Raw genomic sequence first — 16,057 nt, 5'->3', positions numbered from 1 at the left:
AGCTGTTACAGGCTCCTGACGAGAGAATAAGTGAAATTTGTGGCAAAGTAATTATCGGCTGTATAAAGGTTTTTGATCTCGCCTTCCAACACGTCTTTGTTGGTTGGAAACGTCACGTTTCCTTGTCCCTGGTAGAAGCCAAAGTTTGGTTCCAGAAACACAATACCAGAGTCGGTGCCGGTAATAACAATCGCTTCGTGATTGTTCTTGGTCGCGTCGGGTGGAGCAGCGTTAGTCGCTTTGTCGAACCATAGGCCGATCCGGTAAAGCGAATTGGTCTTCAATGGTGTGTTCAGCGACGGGTAAAATGACTGCGGAGTGCCGTGCTGCTTGCCTCGCTTTTGAGCAAGACTTTTAGCTTTACTCGCCTTAATAATTGTGGCGGGCGTGACATTTTCTGCGGCTTCGACCGCATCTTTAAGAGAACTTACACCCGGTTTGGCCCAGATTTTCTCTTCGACATATTCGCAGATGTAATAGCAAATCCCTGGCGCCGAATAGCCGAATTCGCCGAGAAATTTAGCTTGGTTGAGTTCTTTCAATAAGGTGATTGGCATTTGCAACGCTCCATAACTTGGTTAATTGATCGCTTAACTGCGGCCCGTGATGGAGGTCAATCCGATGGAATGTTTTATTCACCGCCGGCCGCCGTTGCAGTTATTGGTTGAGCCGTTTTCGCTGAGCTCGGGAACATTCCCGGCAATTGCGATGCCAACTTATTGGGGGGTGGTAACTCTATGAATTAAAACAGTTAAATTTATCTTTGAAGGGGGAGGGACTTATACCAATATCAAATTGAGACGGCATATCGTAGATCTACGATATGTCGCAACTTGGTGCGCGGACAGCGGGGGCAGCTCTTGCAATCATATTTCTGTAATCAAAACATCACTATATCGGTTTCATCTTCCGCATTTTTTCCGCTTCCGGACAACTTGAAATAACTGACGTCTTGTTGAAAGGCTGAGGATACAACGCTCAAATCGTCGCTGGCCTGGGCCAATACATCTGCGGCCTGGGCGTTCGCTTCGGCCATCGACGTTATTTTGTTGGTCCGGCTCGAAATATCGTGAGCATTGGTGCGCTGCTCACCCAGCGAATGTGTCATTTTGGTGACTCTGTCGATAGCATCAGCCGCGGCCAGGCGAATCCGATCTATAGAACTCAGGGTTTCTACCGCCAAAGACCTGGAGTTTTCCACTTGATTTTGATTGTCGGTGATGGCTTCGGCAATGGCATGGGAGGCCCTCAGAACTTCATCGACATGCGTGCCTATCAGGGTTGTTGCCTGCGTCGTACGCTCAGCGAGTTTCCGAACTTCGTCCGCGACAACCGCAAAGCCTCGCCCCGCTTGTCCTGCTCTGGCGGCTTCGATAGCAGCATTCAAGGCTAAAAGATTCGTTTGGCCGGCGACGTCGCTAATTAAGGTGGCAATCCCGGTAATTTCCTTGATCCTGCTATTTAACTCTCGCGCCTTTTCGGCTGCCAAGCTTGCCGACTGTGCGCCTTGGACGACTCCATTCACCATTTCCTTAATGACGATACTACTGTCATCCGCAACTCGGCCCGAGCTAGCAACGATTTCTGTGGCCCGAGTGGCCTCGTCCGCAAGAGAGCTAATATTTAGCGAAAGTTGGCGCACATTGTCCGCGATATCGCTCGCTAAGTTGGATTGTTCCTGACTATTACTGGCCAAGGAATGTGCGTTAAGGTTGAGGTTGTTTGCCGCCTTGGCCATGATCACAGATTGCCCTTTAAGCACACTAACGACATCGATCCAGCGCTTACGCATGGACTCCATGCACGCCAGAATGCTGGATTTGTCGTTGGATTTAACCGGTAAGCTTATCGACAGATCGCCCTGTTGCATCTGCATCGCCAATCCGGCACCTACCGCCGGTTCTGCGCCAATGTCGCTCAGTATGCGCCGATAAACAAAAGTGCCAATTCCCACGATCAGCAGGATAACGATAGCCGTCAACACCAATGTAAAAAAAATCACCCCGTTGATGCTTTGGTCCAGTTCGTTAAGCGCTTTTTTTTGCCGAGCGTTGACGGCTTCCACCAAATTATTGATTTGCACTTGGGTTGTATCAGCTTTCGCATCGAATCCATCCGTTGCTTTCATCAGTATATTGCCCTCTTCACGGCTGATTTTGTAAGCCGCGACCATTCTTATACCGGTGTCATACAAGCTTTTGACTTCGTCGACTAAGTTAGATATTTCAGTGTGAAGGCTGGCATCGAGGTGGTCCATTTGTTCCAGGAATGCAAGCGCGTTATGGTAACTTTCGGTGCCGTCTTGGACGCCATCATCGAGTGCCGTCGCCGATGAATCGGTCAGATATTGTTGAATCTGAACCACCTGATGTTTTGTCGCCGCCAAGTCGTCCACGAGAACGTCGGTTACGTTATGCTCATAATCGCTGTGCTGCTTGACTTTGGAGATTAAAAACAGCACTTCCCCCGCTGAAATGCAGGTAAGTAAGACGACCGAGGATAGAAAATACCAAAGTAAGGCGCGCAAGCTAAATTTTCGGGATGCCATAATTTCACTAGCTGATGGTTAATCGGATTGAAGTTATCGCTCGGCAAACTTCATAGTCCTGTAGGGCAGTCGGAACAAAGGTGTCTATTTAAATATTTGATATATAGATAATTTTTCTCAGTTGTTGTTGCTTAACCTTATTCCAAAGTCGTTTTGCGGCATTTGAACACGTCCAGATTAACGAGGGGAAGATTGAGATTCGCAAGCGCTTACACTTTCGCGATTTGATTAATGCTTTGGATAATTTGGATTTTGTAATTTTAGATCAATACCAGCGATCGTACTTTTCAGGGACAAAACGACGTTATCCCTCACCGACATCTCGGTCTAGCCTAGCTCGCCAGAGAATGGTTTGTACCTGGTGTCTACCGGGCCTTCAGTCCGAAGGCGGATCAGTCTTCTGTCGGTCGAACCGACATGATCCAGGGTTACATTCTGAGTCGGACCCGATTACCAGTTCTACATCTCACGCCGATATGACCGCCCGGTGAGGATTTCGTGATGTTTCCGTTTGCACAATGGCCGCGCCATTTGGCATTCACATTAAGGAGAATCACGATGCAAAAAAACCATGCTTTCGCGCTGTCGGCGCTGTTGTTGGCGGCCGGCGCGGCGCCATTGAGTTCCGCTGAGGCGGCGCAAGTCACGCTGAGTTTCAGCAATTTGTCGGGTGCCAACGGGCCGGCCTTGAGTCCGTTCTTCATTGCCTTGCACGACGGCTCGTTCGACGCCTTCGACGTCGGCACCACCGCATCTGCGGCCATCGAAGCGGTTGCCGAATTGGGTAACGTTAGTGGTCTGTCCTCGGCGTTCGCGGCCAGCGGTGCGGCGGCGGCCGGCGGCACCAGCGCGATGGTGACCGCGTCGGTCAACGCCTTCGGCCCCGGCATTTTCCTGCCCGGTGCCAGCGGCAGCATCACCTTGAATCTGGACCCGGTAAAGAATCGCTACCTGAGCTATTTTTCGATGTTAGTGCCGTCCAACGACCGTTTCGTCGGCAATGACTCGCCGACCGAAATCGAATTGTTCGACGCCCAGGGCCATTTCACCGGCGGCACCTTCGTCGAGAACGGCAGCAGCATTTGGGATGCCGGCACCGAACTGGACGGCACCACCGGCGCGGCCTTTCTGGTGGGTTCCAATGCGCTGGACAGCCCGGCGCAAAACGGCACGATTCAAGCCAACCACGACTTCGCGGTTTACGCCGGCTTAGCAACCCCGGCCGGTTACAACTTTACCGACCTGCCCGGCGCCAACACGCCGCTGCTGCAAATCAGCGCGGTGTCGCAAGTGCCGGTACCGGCAGCGGCCTGGTTGTTCGGCAGCGCCTTACCGTTGCTGGGTTGGCTACGCCGCCGTTCGCCGGTTTCGGCTTTGCCGGCTTGAGGTTAGCGGTTCGCCCTACAACAAGCTAGGCCTGCAGTGGCGTTGGCGGTCGGAAAACTCAATTCCCCTCGTTTTCCGTCGTCAGCCATGCGGGCTAGATTTGGCGTGCAATTCCGGATTTGCACGCCGTTCTAAAACCCATCGCCATAACCTTGATCTTGCAAACTGGCCGGCGGCTTGCCGGTCTGGAAGCGGGCTTTCATTTCCAATCGGACAGACAATTCTCCGGCCGGCACGGTCACGACCTGATCGGCCGGCTGCTCGGCGGCGTCCGGGTGCCAGAAAGTCAATCGGTAACGACCGTTCGGCAGGTCCAAACGCCAGTGGCCGTCGGCATCGGCAACCGCCAGATAATCCGCATCGCTGACGTAGACGTAACCCAGCATCCAATCGTGGATGTTGCAGCCCAGCGCGACGATGCCGGGTTGACCGAATATCACCGGCTCGCGCGGCACGCCGCTGTAAAGTTTGATCTCGAAACGCTTGGCCGGCGAAAACGAATAGACGTGGTGCTTGATGGCATCGCTGTTCGGAAAATACACCGGCGTGCCGCTACGCACCGCCAACAGGTGGGGGATGAATTCGCGGCTTTTCTGGTCCAGCGCCATTGCTGCCGGCGGCGGCGCGGCCTTGACCCGGCCGGCTTCTTCCAGCGCTTGTGCCGCCACCACCAGATTGGCTAGCGGCAGGCCGCCGGCTTCGGCTGTGCCCGTCAATTCCGCGGCCGGCGCCACTGCCGCCCACGCCGTTAAAAAAACAGCCGGTAGCCGACTTGCCACAGCGTCTCCTCCTGATATGCCGCTTCGCCGCGCTCCAATCGGGCCGGCCGCGCGCTGAAAATGCGGCTGAATTCGAGGTTGAATTGATGGCGCTGGGAGAAGGTCAGGTTGTAATTGACGGTCCAGGCCTGGCCGTGTTCGCCGTTGCGGTCTTGCGGCAGGTAGTCGCGTTCGTCGCTGCCGAAGCGCTCGTAACGCACGCTGAAGCGGCCGTCGCCCAATGGCCGGCTCAGCAGCCAGCTTGCCGACCAAAAGCCGACATCGACCGCACGCAAGTCGTCGATCAAGTCGCCCATGCTGGTGCGTCCGCGCATCCCTTGACTGATCAGCGTGATTTCCCATGGCAATTCGGCCTTGGCGCCCAGGCTCCAGAAACGGGTGTGCCAGCCGTATTGGCCGGCCGACAGCGCCGCCGGGTCGGCGTTGTTGTCGTAATACAGTGCGCGCAAGGTATAGCGCTGTGGCCGTTCGGCGGCGATGCCGGCGTAAAAGCCGGGCCGGCGGTCGACTTCGACGAAGGTTTGGCTGGCGTTCGCCTGCTTTGGAAACAAGGCCGGAATGCCGATGCCGTCCGGCAGGCGCAAGCGGCCGGTCAAGGTCGATTCGAAGTCGTGCAGGCTCCAGCCGCGCCAGGCCAGCATCAGGCCGGCGGTGTCGTTGTTGGCCAGACCGGCGCCGAACACGCCCAGTCTGTTGCCGGCCTCGGTTTGGTAATCCAGGCGCAGTTCGCCGCCGAAGGCGCGTAATTCCTGGCCGACCCAGGCGTTGATGGTCGAAGAACTCAAGGTGTAAGGGCTGCTCCAGGCGGTGCCGGTGTTCTCCAGCGAAATCGGCGGAAAGAACATGCCCAACCTGCCGGCCAAACGCCAGCCGGCGGCGCCGATCGGCCGGTAGGCCAGATAGGCTTCGGTCAAATCCAGCGGCGCCGATTGGCGGTCGGCGTATTTGACGGTGGCGTTGACCAGCCAGTCCCAATCTAAGCGCACCTGCAAGGTGGCGGCGGCTTCGTTGACCCGCCAGCGGTCGCGCTCGCCGCCTGCCCGCAATTTGCCCAGGCCGTGTTCCAGCTCGCCGGGCGCGGCGTCGCTGTGCTGGTAGCGCAGGTCCAGCAGGCCGTGCCAGGTCAATTCCGGAAATTGGCCGTCGTCGGCTTGGCAGATTGGCAAGCCGGCAACAGCGAGTAAGGTCAAAGACAGCTTCAGCCGCGATGAAACCCCGCTGTCCCATTTGAGCGGCGTTGACCTAATCGAGGAAAGCCGGATCACGGAAAACGTCGCCGGTTTAGTGCTTGCTGCCGGCGTCGCGCGCCATATCCGCCAGCGGCAAATCGAAGCGAAATTCGCTGCCGACGCCGAGCGTACTGTCCACGTCCAAGCGGCTGCCGTGCAATTGGGCGATCTTGCCGACCACGATCAAACCGAAGCCGCCGCCGTCGGCGCGGGCGCGCCGGGCCAGCGGCGAGTCCCAATCGCACAAGGTCGGCAAGTATTCCGGGGAAATTCCGATACCGGTATCGGCAACCGAGACAGCGACGCGGCCGTCCGCCGGCCAGGCGTCCAGCCTTACCGTACCGCCGGTTGGCGTATGGCGCAGCGCGTTGTCGATCAGATTGGTCAGCAGGCGTTCGATCAGGCCGATGTCGGCAACCACCGCCGGTAGCGCCGGACGTAATTCGGCTTGCAAGGTCAGGCCGCGCTGCTCGGCTTGCAAGCGGTATTTTTGGGCGACGTCTTGCAGCAATTCGGCCAGATTGAACGGCTCCGGACTCAGGCTGGCGTCGTCGCATTCCAGCTTGGCCAGTTCGAACAATTCCTGCGCCAGCCGGCTGACTTTTTCGGTCTGGCGCAACGCAGTGTCCAGAAAATGCTGCTGCTCGTTGGCCGGCAAGGTATCGGCCTTGCGCTGCATCGTTTCCAGAAAGCCGCGCAACGCGGCCAGCGGTGTGCGCAAATCATGCGACATGGTCGCCACCAGCTCGCGCCGTTCCTGATCTTTCTGGCGCAATTCGCCCAATTGGCCGGCCAGTTGCGCGGCGCGAACGAAGGTGTCGGCCAGCCGGCCCAGTTCGTCGCTCCGGCCGGTGAGTGCGGAAGCGGCGAAGTCGCCGTTGACTACCCGTTCGCCGGCCCCGGCCAAGGCCCGCAGCGGCCGCGACAGATTGCGGGCGATCACGACGCTGCCGGCCAGCGTTGCCAACAGGCCGAGCACCAACACGCCGGCCGCCAGCAACAACATTCGGCGATAACCGGCGAAGGCGTCGGTGAATTTGATTTGCAGCAAGGCGACGATGCCTTGCGTCGGGTCGGCGGCCGGTAAGGGCAGGATGCGGCCGAGATAACGGCCCTGAGCGGTATCGACCGTGGCTGCCAGCGTCCGGTCGGCGCCGCTGTTCAGCAAAGCCAGGGCCGCGTCCGGCGCGGAGCCGGCCAACAAGCGGTCGCCGTCGGTATTCAGTTCGGCCAAGCCGATTTGCAAGGGCAAGAGTGAATTCTGCCGAAACTGGGCGATGCGCGACTCGTCGACCGCCTGCGCCACCGCGACCCAACCTACCGGCAGCGGCGCCAGCACCGGCACCAACGCCCATTCCTGCAAGCGGCCGTCCGTGACGCCGAACCACACCGCCGGATTGTTGCCGTCGGCACGCGCCAAGGCTTGCGGATAGGGAAACGGCCGGCCCTGCCATTGGCCGGCGCTGTCGGCGACGACGTTGAATTGCGGATCGATGAAAAATCCGCGCCGGGCACGGACGCGCAGCAGCAGGTTTTCCAGAGCTGAGGCGATCGTGGCCGGATCGCCGCCGGTCAAGGTACTGCGAAAACCGAAATCGGCGACCAGCAAGCCGGTCTCGCCGGCTACCCGTTCGGCGCGCTCGACCAGCAACTGGCGGAAAGCTTGTTCGGCGTAGCGCAAATCCTGATCAAGCTGGCGTAGCAGATTGTCCCGCACCGCGACGTAAATGCAGGCCACCGTCAAGGCTTGCACCGCGACGAACAACGCAGCGAACAGCAAAGCGATGCGGCTTTGGAAGCTGAGCGTCATGCGCCGAGGTCGTCAGGACCGGCGAATTTGTAGCCGACGCCCCACACCGTCAGGATTCGCGCCGGTTTGGCCGGATCGGTCTCGATTTTGGCGCGCAGCCGGTTGATGTGGGAATTGACGGTATGTTCGTAGCCGTCGTGGCTATAGCCCCAGACCTGATTCAGCAGTTCCAGCCGGGTGAACATCCGGCCGGGATGGCGAGCGAAAAAATGCAGCAAGTCGAATTCGCGGGCGGTCAGCGCCAGCGGCTGGCCGTCCAATAGCACCGTGCGGCTTTGCGCATCGATCCGCAAGCCGTGGCCGACGATGACGGTGTCGGTTTGCTCGGCGGCCGGCCGGCTCAAGGCTTCGACTCGGCGCAACAGCGCGCGAACTCGGGCGACCACCTCGGCCAAGGCGAACGGCTTGACGATGTAGTCGTCGGCGCCCATTTCCAGGCCGACCACGCGCTGCACCTCGCTGGATTTGGAACTGACGATGATGATTGGGGTATACACCGGCTCGGCCCGCACCCGCCGGCAAATTTCCAGGCCATCGACGCCGGGCAGCATCACGTCCAATAACAACAAGTCGTAAGGCTTGCCGGCGATTGCCGTCAGCGCCGCGTCGCCGTCGGCCGCCAAGTCCACATCGTAGCCTTCGTCGCGCAGATTGGCGGCCAGCAGCCCGGCGATGTCGGGATCGTCTTCAACCAATAATAGGTGTTTGGTGGGCGGCATCGGCGGTGGCTTGGTTCAAAATAATGCCGATTATCGGCCAAGCGCCGTATTAGCGCCATTCACGAAAGTTTCGCGGCGGCGTGATAACTCCGTGAGATTTGGCCGATTAGGCCCAGGCTGGGCTTGGCCGTTGCCCGGTCGTTATCGCCGATCGCGTCCGCCAGCGGTAAATACCGCAATTTGGGCGGGCGGGCTCTGCAGACAATCGGCCGCTTGGCGGCGGTCGGCTGATCACAAAAACGTCAAATTCATTCGGGACAATGACTGTGTGCCGAACGGGTGTTAGGTTAGACGGGTGCTTGCTGCTTGACGGACATATCTGAAATCGTTTTTTTAAAAGGCTCCGGTTATCACTGGTATTCCGTTGGTACCTTCTGCGGCATAAAGCCTGAGCCTGCCGCAGCCTTATGTGATGTTGTTTTTCGGTCGCCCTAACCAATGGCATAAAGGCGAACCGGTATATACGGGCCTTTTAAATTGTGATTTTGGAGAACTACAATGCCGATGAACCGCCGCGAATTTCTGACCGTTTCCGGTAGCGTTGCCGCCGGCCTGATGTTGCCGAACCCGGTCCGGGCCGAAGCGGCGACCGGTATTAAAGCCGTCGCCTTCGACGGCTTTACCGTATTCGATCCGCGGCCGATCGCGGCCTTGGCCGAAAGCCTGTTTCCCGGCCAAGGTCAGGCCCTGGTGCAAACCTGGCGCACCCGCCAGTTCGAATACACGTGGCTGCGTACCTTGATGGGAAATTACGTCGATTTTTGGCAAGTCACCGCGGAAGCTTTGGACTTTGCGGTCCGCCAACATCATCTGGAGCCAAGCGGCGAAAAACGCGACCGCTTGCTGCAAAGCTTTCTGACGTTGGAACCTTGGCCGGATGCGAAACACGCCTTGCTGCAAATGAAGGCCGCCGGCCTGCGGCTGGCGTTTTTATCCAATTTCACGGCAGCGATGCTGGACGCCTGCGTCAAGCATGCCGGCCTGGAGGGGATTTTCGACGCGCATCTGAGCACCGACCGGGTCCGCGCCTTCAAACCGGACCCGCGCGCCTATCAAATGGGGGTAGACGCCTTCGAACTGCCGCGCGCACAAATCGCCTTCGCCGCGTTCGGCGGCTGGGATGCGGCCGGGGCCAAAGCCTTCGGTTATCCGACTTTCTGGGTGAATCGGGTACAGGCGCCGCTGGAAAATCTGGGCGCGGCCGCCGACGCCACCGGGATCACTCTGCACGAGCTGGCTGTTTTCGTTACACATTCGGCTTGAGTCGGCAGTCCCCGTCAGCCGGTTCATAGCCAACCAATATCGTTATCGTAACCCCTTGCTTTCGGATTAGTTTATAAAAATCAATTGGATAGCACTTGGCGTGTGTCCGGTTGATATTTTGAGGCAAACATTGTTTGCCTCAAAATTAGCGGGTTCGTTAGAATCGGCCGGCATGTCAATCGACTTAAATTGGGAGGGCGTATCGAACATTCAAACCGACAAACGATTGGTGTGGCCGATGCGCATCGACACCGAATGCTGCCGCAGGCCCTGGCGGTGGGGGTCTGCGCCGGTTTCATTGCAGTCTGTTTTCGCTTGTCTCTGGATGGCGGTGAAGCCTACCGTCAGCAATTCCTGGCCCACGTTGCAGGCCGGCACGCGTTGGGTATCGTCGTTCTGTTCGGTATCGCTTTGGCCGCAATCGCTGTTGCCGCCGGCACGGTAAGTTTGCTGGCGCCGGAAACGGCCGGCAGCGGCGTTCCCCAATTGAAAGCGGATTTGGCGGCTAACCGGCGGCTGCGTTGGGTTCGTATTCTATTTGTCAAATTCTTCAGTACCTGGCTGGGCAACAGCGCCGGCCTGATTTTGGGGCGAGGCGGCCCTAGCGTGCAGATGGGAGCGGCAATAGGGCAGGGCTTGTCCCAACTTGGGGCGGGGAGATGCCCGCGGGATTCCGCCATTTTGTTGGCGGCCGGCGGCGGCGCCGGTTTGGCGGCCGCTTTCAATGCGCCGTTATCCGGTCTGACCTTCGTTTTGGAAGAATTGGACAGGCGTTGTTCTACGTTGGAATTTTTCGTGGCGGCCGTGGCTTGTTTGTCCGCCGATATGGTTTGCCGAGCGTTGTTGGGCCAGGACGCGACGTTTCAGATTCCGTTCACCCCCGCACCGGCCTTAACCCAACTCAGTGCATTTTTGCCGCTGGGCGTTTGCGCCGGGCTGTTCGGCGCATTATTCAATTACCTGATGCTGCGCGGTCGCTCGCTGGCCGATCTGCGCGGTTGGCGGCGTTGGCTGTGGTGGGCGATGCTGGCCGGGCTGGTGACGTTCACGGCGTTCCGTAGTCCTTTGCTGCTGGGCGGCGGCCAGGCCTTGATCGACCAACTGCTGAACCGGGACGGGTTTGCGTTGCAGATTGTCCTGGCCTATTGGTCGATTCGTTTCGGTTTGACCGTAGCCAGCGCAAACTCCGGCGCCGCCGGCGGCATCTTCATGCCGGTATTGGCGCTGGGGGCCTTGCTGGGCTGGGCTTGCAGTTTGCTTATCGGTCCATTATTGGACAACCCGGTCGATCCGCGCCTGTTTGCAACGGTCGGTATGGCCGCGTTTTTTACCGGCGTGCTGCAGGCGCCGCTGACGGCGATCGTGCTGATTATTGAATTGACCGGCAATTATGCGCTGATCCTGCCTTTGTTCGTCGCTTGTTTCATGGCGCTGCTGATTGCCGGCTGGTTGAAAACCTCGCCGATATACGGTGCGCTGATGAAGAGCGCCGGCGGCCGGCGTTGATTCAGCGTTGGTAGCTTGATTTTCACGAAGGGGGCGTGGAATCCTACCGGATCGATTGATTCGCTATTGGCCGGCCTGTCTCGTCGGTTGCCGGAGGTGGTTGCCGAGTTGCCGCCGGAAACGATCGAAGGCGATCCCCCTTCGCTCTGACCGGGTCGGTGCGGCCCGTAAACTATTTGCCGTCGCCTTTGCTGCCGAACTCTTTGATCGTATTGGTGAATTGCTTTAATTGGGCGTCGATGCGGCCGTTGAACGAGTCGGGCGGATAGGCGCCGCTGGCGTCGGCGGTGCCGACTTCGATGCCGCTCAACAATTCCATCGCTCCGTCGACCGTCGTGACCGGATAAATATGAAATTGCCCGGCCTGGGCGGCGTGGACCACGTCCCAGCGCAGCATCAGATGCGGCACGTTGCTGGCCGGAATGATCACGCCCTGGCTGCCGCTCAGACCGCGGGCGGCGCAGATGTCGAAAAAGCCTTCGATTTTTTCGTTGACGCCGCCAATCGGTTGCACCTGGCCGAGTTGGTTGACGGAACCGGTCATCGCCAGATCCTGGCGCAGCGGCACTTGCGCCAAAGACGACAGGATCGCGCACAACTCCGCCAGCGACGCGCTGTCGCCTTCGACGTGGCCGTAGGATTGCTCGAACACCAGGCTGGCGGACAGCGAGAACGGGCTGTTGCGGGCGTAACGGGCGGCGATGAAGCTGGACAAGATCAGCACGCCCTTGGAATGGATCGCGCCGCCCAGTTCGGTTTCGCGTTCGATGTCGACCACCTTGCCGCTACCCATCCGCGTCGTCGCCGTGATCCGCGACGGCTGGCCGAAGCTGAATTCGCCCAGTTGCAACACCGACAGGCCGTTGATCTGGCCGGCGACGCGGCCTTCGGTGGCGATCATGATCGTGCCGCGGCGGATGGTTTCGTACAGCCGCTCGCGCAGTTGATCCAGCCGGTGGTTTTTCTGGTCGATGGCTTGCTGCACGTCGCTGTTGGCGATCGCGGTATGGCCGTTTTCGGCGGCCCAATAGTCGGCTTCGGCCAACAGGTCGCGGATGCTGCGCAGATGGGTCAGCAGCTTCTCCGAGTCGTCGGCCAGCCGCGCGCTGTGTTCGATGATGCGCGCCACGGCCGGCCGGCTCAACGGCCGCAGTTTTTCGCGGCGGGCGATGGTGGCCAGCAAGCGGGCGTATTCCAGCGTGTTGTGTTCGCGGTCGATATGGCTGGCGAAATCGGCAGCGACCTTAAAATAATCGGCGAATTCCGGATCGTAGAAATTCAGCAGGTAATACAGCATCGGCTCGCCTAACAGCAAAACCTTGACGTCCAAAGGAATCGGTTCCGGTTCCAACGAGGTGGTGCTGATCAGGCTCAGCGCCCGTTCCAACGATTCGATGCGGATCTCGCCGGCTTGCAGCGTGCGTTTCAGGGTTTCCCAGGCGTAGGGTTGCAGCAGCAATTTGCGGGCGTCCAGGATCAGATAGCCGCCGTTGGCCTTATGAAACGCGCCGGGCTTGATCATCGTGAAGTCGGTGACCAGCGAGCCCATTTGCGCCTGATGGTCGATGCGGCCGAGCAGGTTGGCGTAATTGGGCAAATCCTCGCACACCACCGGCGCGCAGCGTTTGTGGTTCAAGCTCACCATCAGGTTGACCCGGTAGCGCTTGAACGGCGCCGGTTCCTGCGGCAATTCCATGAACGAAAGCACCTTCTCGCTGTGGGGCATGAAGTCGCGGACATGGTCGATGATGTCCTGCTGCACCGCGCACAGATACTCCTGCACCGCCTGGTTTTTGGCGTATTTTTGCTTTAATTCGTCGATGGAATGGTGCACGGCCAGTTCGGCGACTTCCCGATTCAAGGCCTGGATCTTGCGCTTGGTTTGCTTGCGCCATTGCGGAAATTTCTTCAGCGCATCCTGTACCTTTTCCTGCAAATCCAAGACCGTGTCGTGAAATTGGTGCTGACGCTCCTTGTCCAGCTTGTTGAATTGGTCCGGGGTGTAGGGCTCGTTGTTGTCGTCGGCCGGCAGGAAGGCGTAGCCGTTCGGGGCCTCGGTGAAAATGATGTGGGCTTGTTCGGCTTCCTCGCGCAACTGGTTGATGGCTTCCTGCTCGCGTTGGCGCGATTCGTTTTCCAGCTCGCCGGCGCGCGAGCGGTACTCGTCGCCGTCGAAGGCGGCCGGGATGCCGACGCTGAGTTCGTCGATCAACTCGGCCATATCGTCCTGAAAGCCCTTGCCCTCGCCGGGCTCCAGCCGGATCGCCTTGGGCTTGGTCGGCTGGCTGAAGTTATGCACGTAACACCAATCCGCCGGCGGCGGTTGCCGGCAGGCCTCGTGCTCGGCCAGTTGTTTGATCGTGGTCATTTTGCCGGTGCCGTCCGGCGCCAGCGCGAAGATGTTGTAACCACTCTTGTCGATGCGCAGGCCGAACTTGATCGCGGCCACGGCCCGGTCCTGCCCCAGCAGCGTATCGACATCGTCCAGTTCGTCGGTGGTGGTAAAGCTGAACTGCTCCAGCTGGCACGGTTTATATAGTTGCGACGGCTCTAGCGGTTTGATGGTCATGGCCTGTGTTCCCCATCCGGTCTTGGCGCGGCGTTGGTGTCGATCTATGGATTCGAGTTCCGGTCCGGCAGAATAGTGTAGCGATCCGGGCCGGAGCATGTTGCAGGATATGCCGATTCAGGTCAAACGGAATGGAGGTGGGGTGTGGGGTTTCCGGTGGCGGTGGTTGCGGGGTTGCCGGTTTGGTGGATGGGTTAAATTTGGTGTCGCTGTCGCGACGGTTGTTTGATGCCGGTTCGCGGACCGGCAGCCGCGATACTTTCGCTACGAAAACCATCCCTGGTTTTCGCCCTGCGGGCCAGCCTATCGGCTGTTCAAATTCGTTCCAGACGAATTTGTGCTTGTCCAAAGAAGAGAATCCAAAAGAAAAGACACCCGGATGCCGCTTGTTTCCTGCGCGCCGAAGGGTTTGAACGGGGTTTTCCGAAGGGGCTTACCAGCCCATGCGTAAAACGCACCGCATCCCTGCGACGCCCCTAACGGGCAAATCCGTTCAAACCCTTCGGTGCTCGGCGCGGCATACGGGAGAAAACCCCGCCGCGAAGTTTAAACCCAGCTAATATGTACGGAGTTTTGTATGGCGCATAAGCGATAGCGTAATGCGCCGAATGTTTTAATGCCAACATGCGGCGCAATACGGCTACGCCTATTGATGCCCTACGAATTGCGCTTTAAGGCGTTAATAGATAGTTAGTTGGTTGAAGTACCGAAACTAGTCGTTCAAAGTTTTGGATTCCGCAGAAGACCAATCGAAATCGAAAACTTTTTCCTGCTCAATTTTCAATAGTCGTTTTTTGTCGGCATCGGTGAATGGCCCAGAACCTAGATGTTGAAAAAAGCCGTCACCAGCAATACCAGTGGTTTTTGCAACCACCAGCGAGGCAAGCAAAGGCTCTCGTCTTTGCTGGTTTTGCAGAACAATTCGGTTCAGTATTGGCCTTAATCGACCATTCACGGAAAAAGAGTTAGCTTTGATACTAAAAGGTTCAAATACGTCACCATAAGTCAAAATGCGTCTAGCATTCGCGGCTTCAATTAACATCAGGTACACCGCATCGTAGCTAAAACTTAACTGGGTATTGCTTGATTTATCTGATGGTTTGCCCTGTGCCACTGCAGTCATTGGTTTAAAGTTTTTGATTGGTGTTGGTTGGCGGGTGTTGGGGATAAATGCGGTGCTTGTAGAAAGAATTGTTGCGCTAAACCCCGCTGGCTTATTGAATGGAACCGATTTCTCAGCGGCGGCACGTTCCAAAATCGATTGAATGCCAGGTAGTGCTGGTGTCACCATAAAACCATGACGCTCATCCCCAATCACACAATTTGTGGCCGATCCTGATTTTAGCCAGTGAAACCCAATCAGAGTGCAAATGGCGCTATCGAGCCGATCTTGATCCGACTTGCTAGGAGTGGGTTTGATTTGCTCTTTTCGTAAATATTCGGCCATTGCAGGTAAGCCACAATCCAATGCGCACTCAATCAGTCCAGCACATAGAAGTTGCCAATCAGCCAACTGAAATTTTGCTGCCAGTCCTGGGTTGTACTTGGCTGCACGAGCACGTTGCCAGATATTTGGCACTAGAGAGGGGATGGCAAGAGCGGGAAATACCTCTATCAAAAAACGCCCTTGAATTTCTGATCGAGCGGCAAACGGATTTTGAATCGCTTGCAGAGATTGAATAAACCGCCAAACCGGGGCCGCAGCATCAAACATATTAGTTCGTCCCTGATTCGCAGGTTGAACTCCTCCGCCAAGCTTATTGACGATACTCCCGGCGATACGCTCGACTGGACGAATGCCCGAGGCATTGTTAACTATGGTCGGTTGATCTAAGGCAATGATTTGCTTTTGGGCCGGATGGGTAAGAATAAATGAGAGTGCCTCGTCAAAACGCGCAAGCCTCGGAGCATGAAACACCCAGTTTTCGTCGCCACCCATTAACGCAGAGATACTACCCGGTTGCTTAGGGTTGTCGGTCCATGCTGAGTCAAAACCATAGATACCAATTTTGGGCGTCATTATGTGTAATCCTGTGCTGATAGCGTAATCGGAGCGTATGCTAAATGACCTTATGCGTACGATTATGCTATCGCCAATCGTACGCAGACTGCTTTAGCCACGTAGATACCGTCTTAAACCCGCTCATGCAAGGGAAAAATTAGGATCAAAAGGTTTACCGGATTTCAAGATAGCGAAAGCCAGATGAATGAGCTTACGCATGGCGGCGCAGACGATGAGCTTGCCGTT

The 16,057-nt window shown here is 57.6% G+C and carries 11 protein-coding genes and 1 pseudogene; 3 read left to right on the top strand and 9 right to left on the bottom strand.

The genetic code is table 11. The features are described 5' to 3' along the window. Positions 1-5: 5 nt before the first annotated feature. Together AC0IM9_RS19090 and AC0IM9_RS19085 are read right to left on the bottom strand one after the other, a co-directional pair. Positions 6-557 carry a hypothetical protein gene (locus AC0IM9_RS19090; RefSeq protein ID WP_482805060.1) on the bottom strand — a complete coding sequence of 184 codons (552 nt, stop codon included), beginning with the start codon at positions 555-557 and terminating at the stop codon, positions 6-8. Positions 558-880: 323 nt separating this feature from the next. Then, positions 881-2,527: a methyl-accepting chemotaxis protein gene (locus AC0IM9_RS19085; RefSeq protein WP_482805059.1), complete on the bottom strand. Its 1,647-nt coding sequence runs from the start codon at positions 2,525-2,527 to the stop codon at positions 881-883. Positions 2,528-3,106: 579 nt separating this feature from the next. Between AC0IM9_RS19085 and AC0IM9_RS19080 the strand changes: the two genes are divergently transcribed. Then, entirely contained in the window at positions 3,107-3,934 is an 828-nt protein-coding gene (locus tag AC0IM9_RS19080) for a spondin domain-containing protein (RefSeq protein ID WP_482805058.1), read from the top strand. A gap of 131 nt (positions 3,935-4,065) precedes the next feature. Here the strand turns inward: AC0IM9_RS19080 and AC0IM9_RS19075 are convergent, their stop codons facing one another. From AC0IM9_RS19075 to AC0IM9_RS19060, 4 genes are all read right to left on the bottom strand, one after another. Beyond that, entirely contained in the window at positions 4,066-4,650 is a 585-nt protein-coding gene (locus AC0IM9_RS19075) for a methylamine utilization protein (protein WP_482805057.1), read from the bottom strand. 32 nt (positions 4,651-4,682) lie between these two features. Further along, positions 4,683-5,903: a hypothetical protein gene (locus tag AC0IM9_RS19070; protein WP_482805056.1), complete on the bottom strand. Its 1,221-nt coding sequence runs from the start codon at positions 5,901-5,903 to the stop codon at positions 4,683-4,685. Between the two features lie 91 nt (positions 5,904-5,994). Continuing rightward, a complete protein-coding gene (locus AC0IM9_RS19065) occupies positions 5,995-7,752 on the bottom strand; it encodes a sensor histidine kinase (protein ID WP_482805055.1) in 1,758 nt (585 codons plus the stop codon). Continuing rightward, positions 7,749-8,471, bottom strand: a complete 723-nt coding sequence (locus AC0IM9_RS19060; protein ID WP_482805054.1) for a response regulator transcription factor — start codon at positions 8,469-8,471, stop codon at positions 7,749-7,751. Before AC0IM9_RS19060 ends, AC0IM9_RS19065 begins: the two co-directional genes overlap by 4 nt. A 498-nt stretch (positions 8,472-8,969) precedes the next feature. Here AC0IM9_RS19060 and AC0IM9_RS19055 point away from each other — a divergent pair, with 498 nt between their 5' ends. Further along, positions 8,970-9,734: a haloacid dehalogenase type II gene (locus tag AC0IM9_RS19055; protein ID WP_482805053.1), complete on the top strand. Its 765-nt coding sequence runs from the start codon at positions 8,970-8,972 to the stop codon at positions 9,732-9,734. 231 nt (positions 9,735-9,965) lie between these two features. After that, positions 9,966-11,240 (top strand): H(+)/Cl(-) exchange transporter ClcA, encoded by a 1,275-nt coding sequence (gene clcA, locus AC0IM9_RS19050; RefSeq protein ID WP_482805052.1) that lies wholly within the window; start codon positions 9,966-9,968, stop codon positions 11,238-11,240. Between the two features lie 172 nt (positions 11,241-11,412). Here the strand turns inward: clcA and AC0IM9_RS19045 are convergent, their stop codons facing one another. From AC0IM9_RS19045 to AC0IM9_RS19035, 3 genes and pseudogenes are all read right to left on the bottom strand, one after another. Next, complete coding sequence (locus AC0IM9_RS19045) at positions 11,413-13,809, bottom strand: Lon protease family protein (RefSeq protein WP_482805051.1); 2,397 nt, start codon at positions 13,807-13,809, stop codon at positions 11,413-11,415. A 712-nt stretch (positions 13,810-14,521) separates the two neighbouring features. After that, positions 14,522-15,829 (bottom strand): hypothetical protein, encoded by a 1,308-nt coding sequence (locus AC0IM9_RS19040; RefSeq protein WP_482805050.1) that lies wholly within the window; start codon positions 15,827-15,829, stop codon positions 14,522-14,524. A gap of 123 nt (positions 15,830-15,952) precedes the next feature. Then, positions 15,953-16,057, bottom strand: a pseudogene (locus AC0IM9_RS19035) (IS110 family transposase); the annotation flags it as partial.

It is taken from the genome of Methylomonas sp. Uni0011 (assembly GCF_056850255.1).
Note: the sequence above shows the minus strand (reverse complement) of the source record. Positions and strands in the feature narration are given on the sequence as shown.

What these genes read in the sequence shown, in the direction of transcription:
- AC0IM9_RS19090 (WP_482805060.1), bottom strand. Translation starts at nt 557, where the DNA reads ATGCCAATCACCTTATTGAAAGAACTCAACCAAGCTAAATTTCTCGGC.
- AC0IM9_RS19080 (WP_482805058.1), top strand. Translation starts at nt 3,107, where the DNA reads ATGCAAAAAAACCATGCTTTCGCGCTGTCGGCGCTGTTGTTGGCGGCC.
- AC0IM9_RS19065 (WP_482805055.1), bottom strand. Translation starts at nt 7,752, where the DNA reads ATGACGCTCAGCTTCCAAAGCCGCATCGCTTTGCTGTTCGCTGCGTTG.
- AC0IM9_RS19060 (WP_482805054.1), bottom strand. Translation starts at nt 8,471, where the DNA reads ATGCCGCCCACCAAACACCTATTATTGGTTGAAGACGATCCCGACATC.
- AC0IM9_RS19055 (WP_482805053.1), top strand. Translation starts at nt 8,970, where the DNA reads ATGCCGATGAACCGCCGCGAATTTCTGACCGTTTCCGGTAGCGTTGCC.
- AC0IM9_RS19045 (WP_482805051.1), bottom strand. Translation starts at nt 13,809, where the DNA reads ATGACCATCAAACCGCTAGAGCCGTCGCAACTATATAAACCGTGCCAG.
- AC0IM9_RS19040 (WP_482805050.1), bottom strand. Translation starts at nt 15,829, where the DNA reads ATGACGCCCAAAATTGGTATCTATGGTTTTGACTCAGCATGGACCGAC.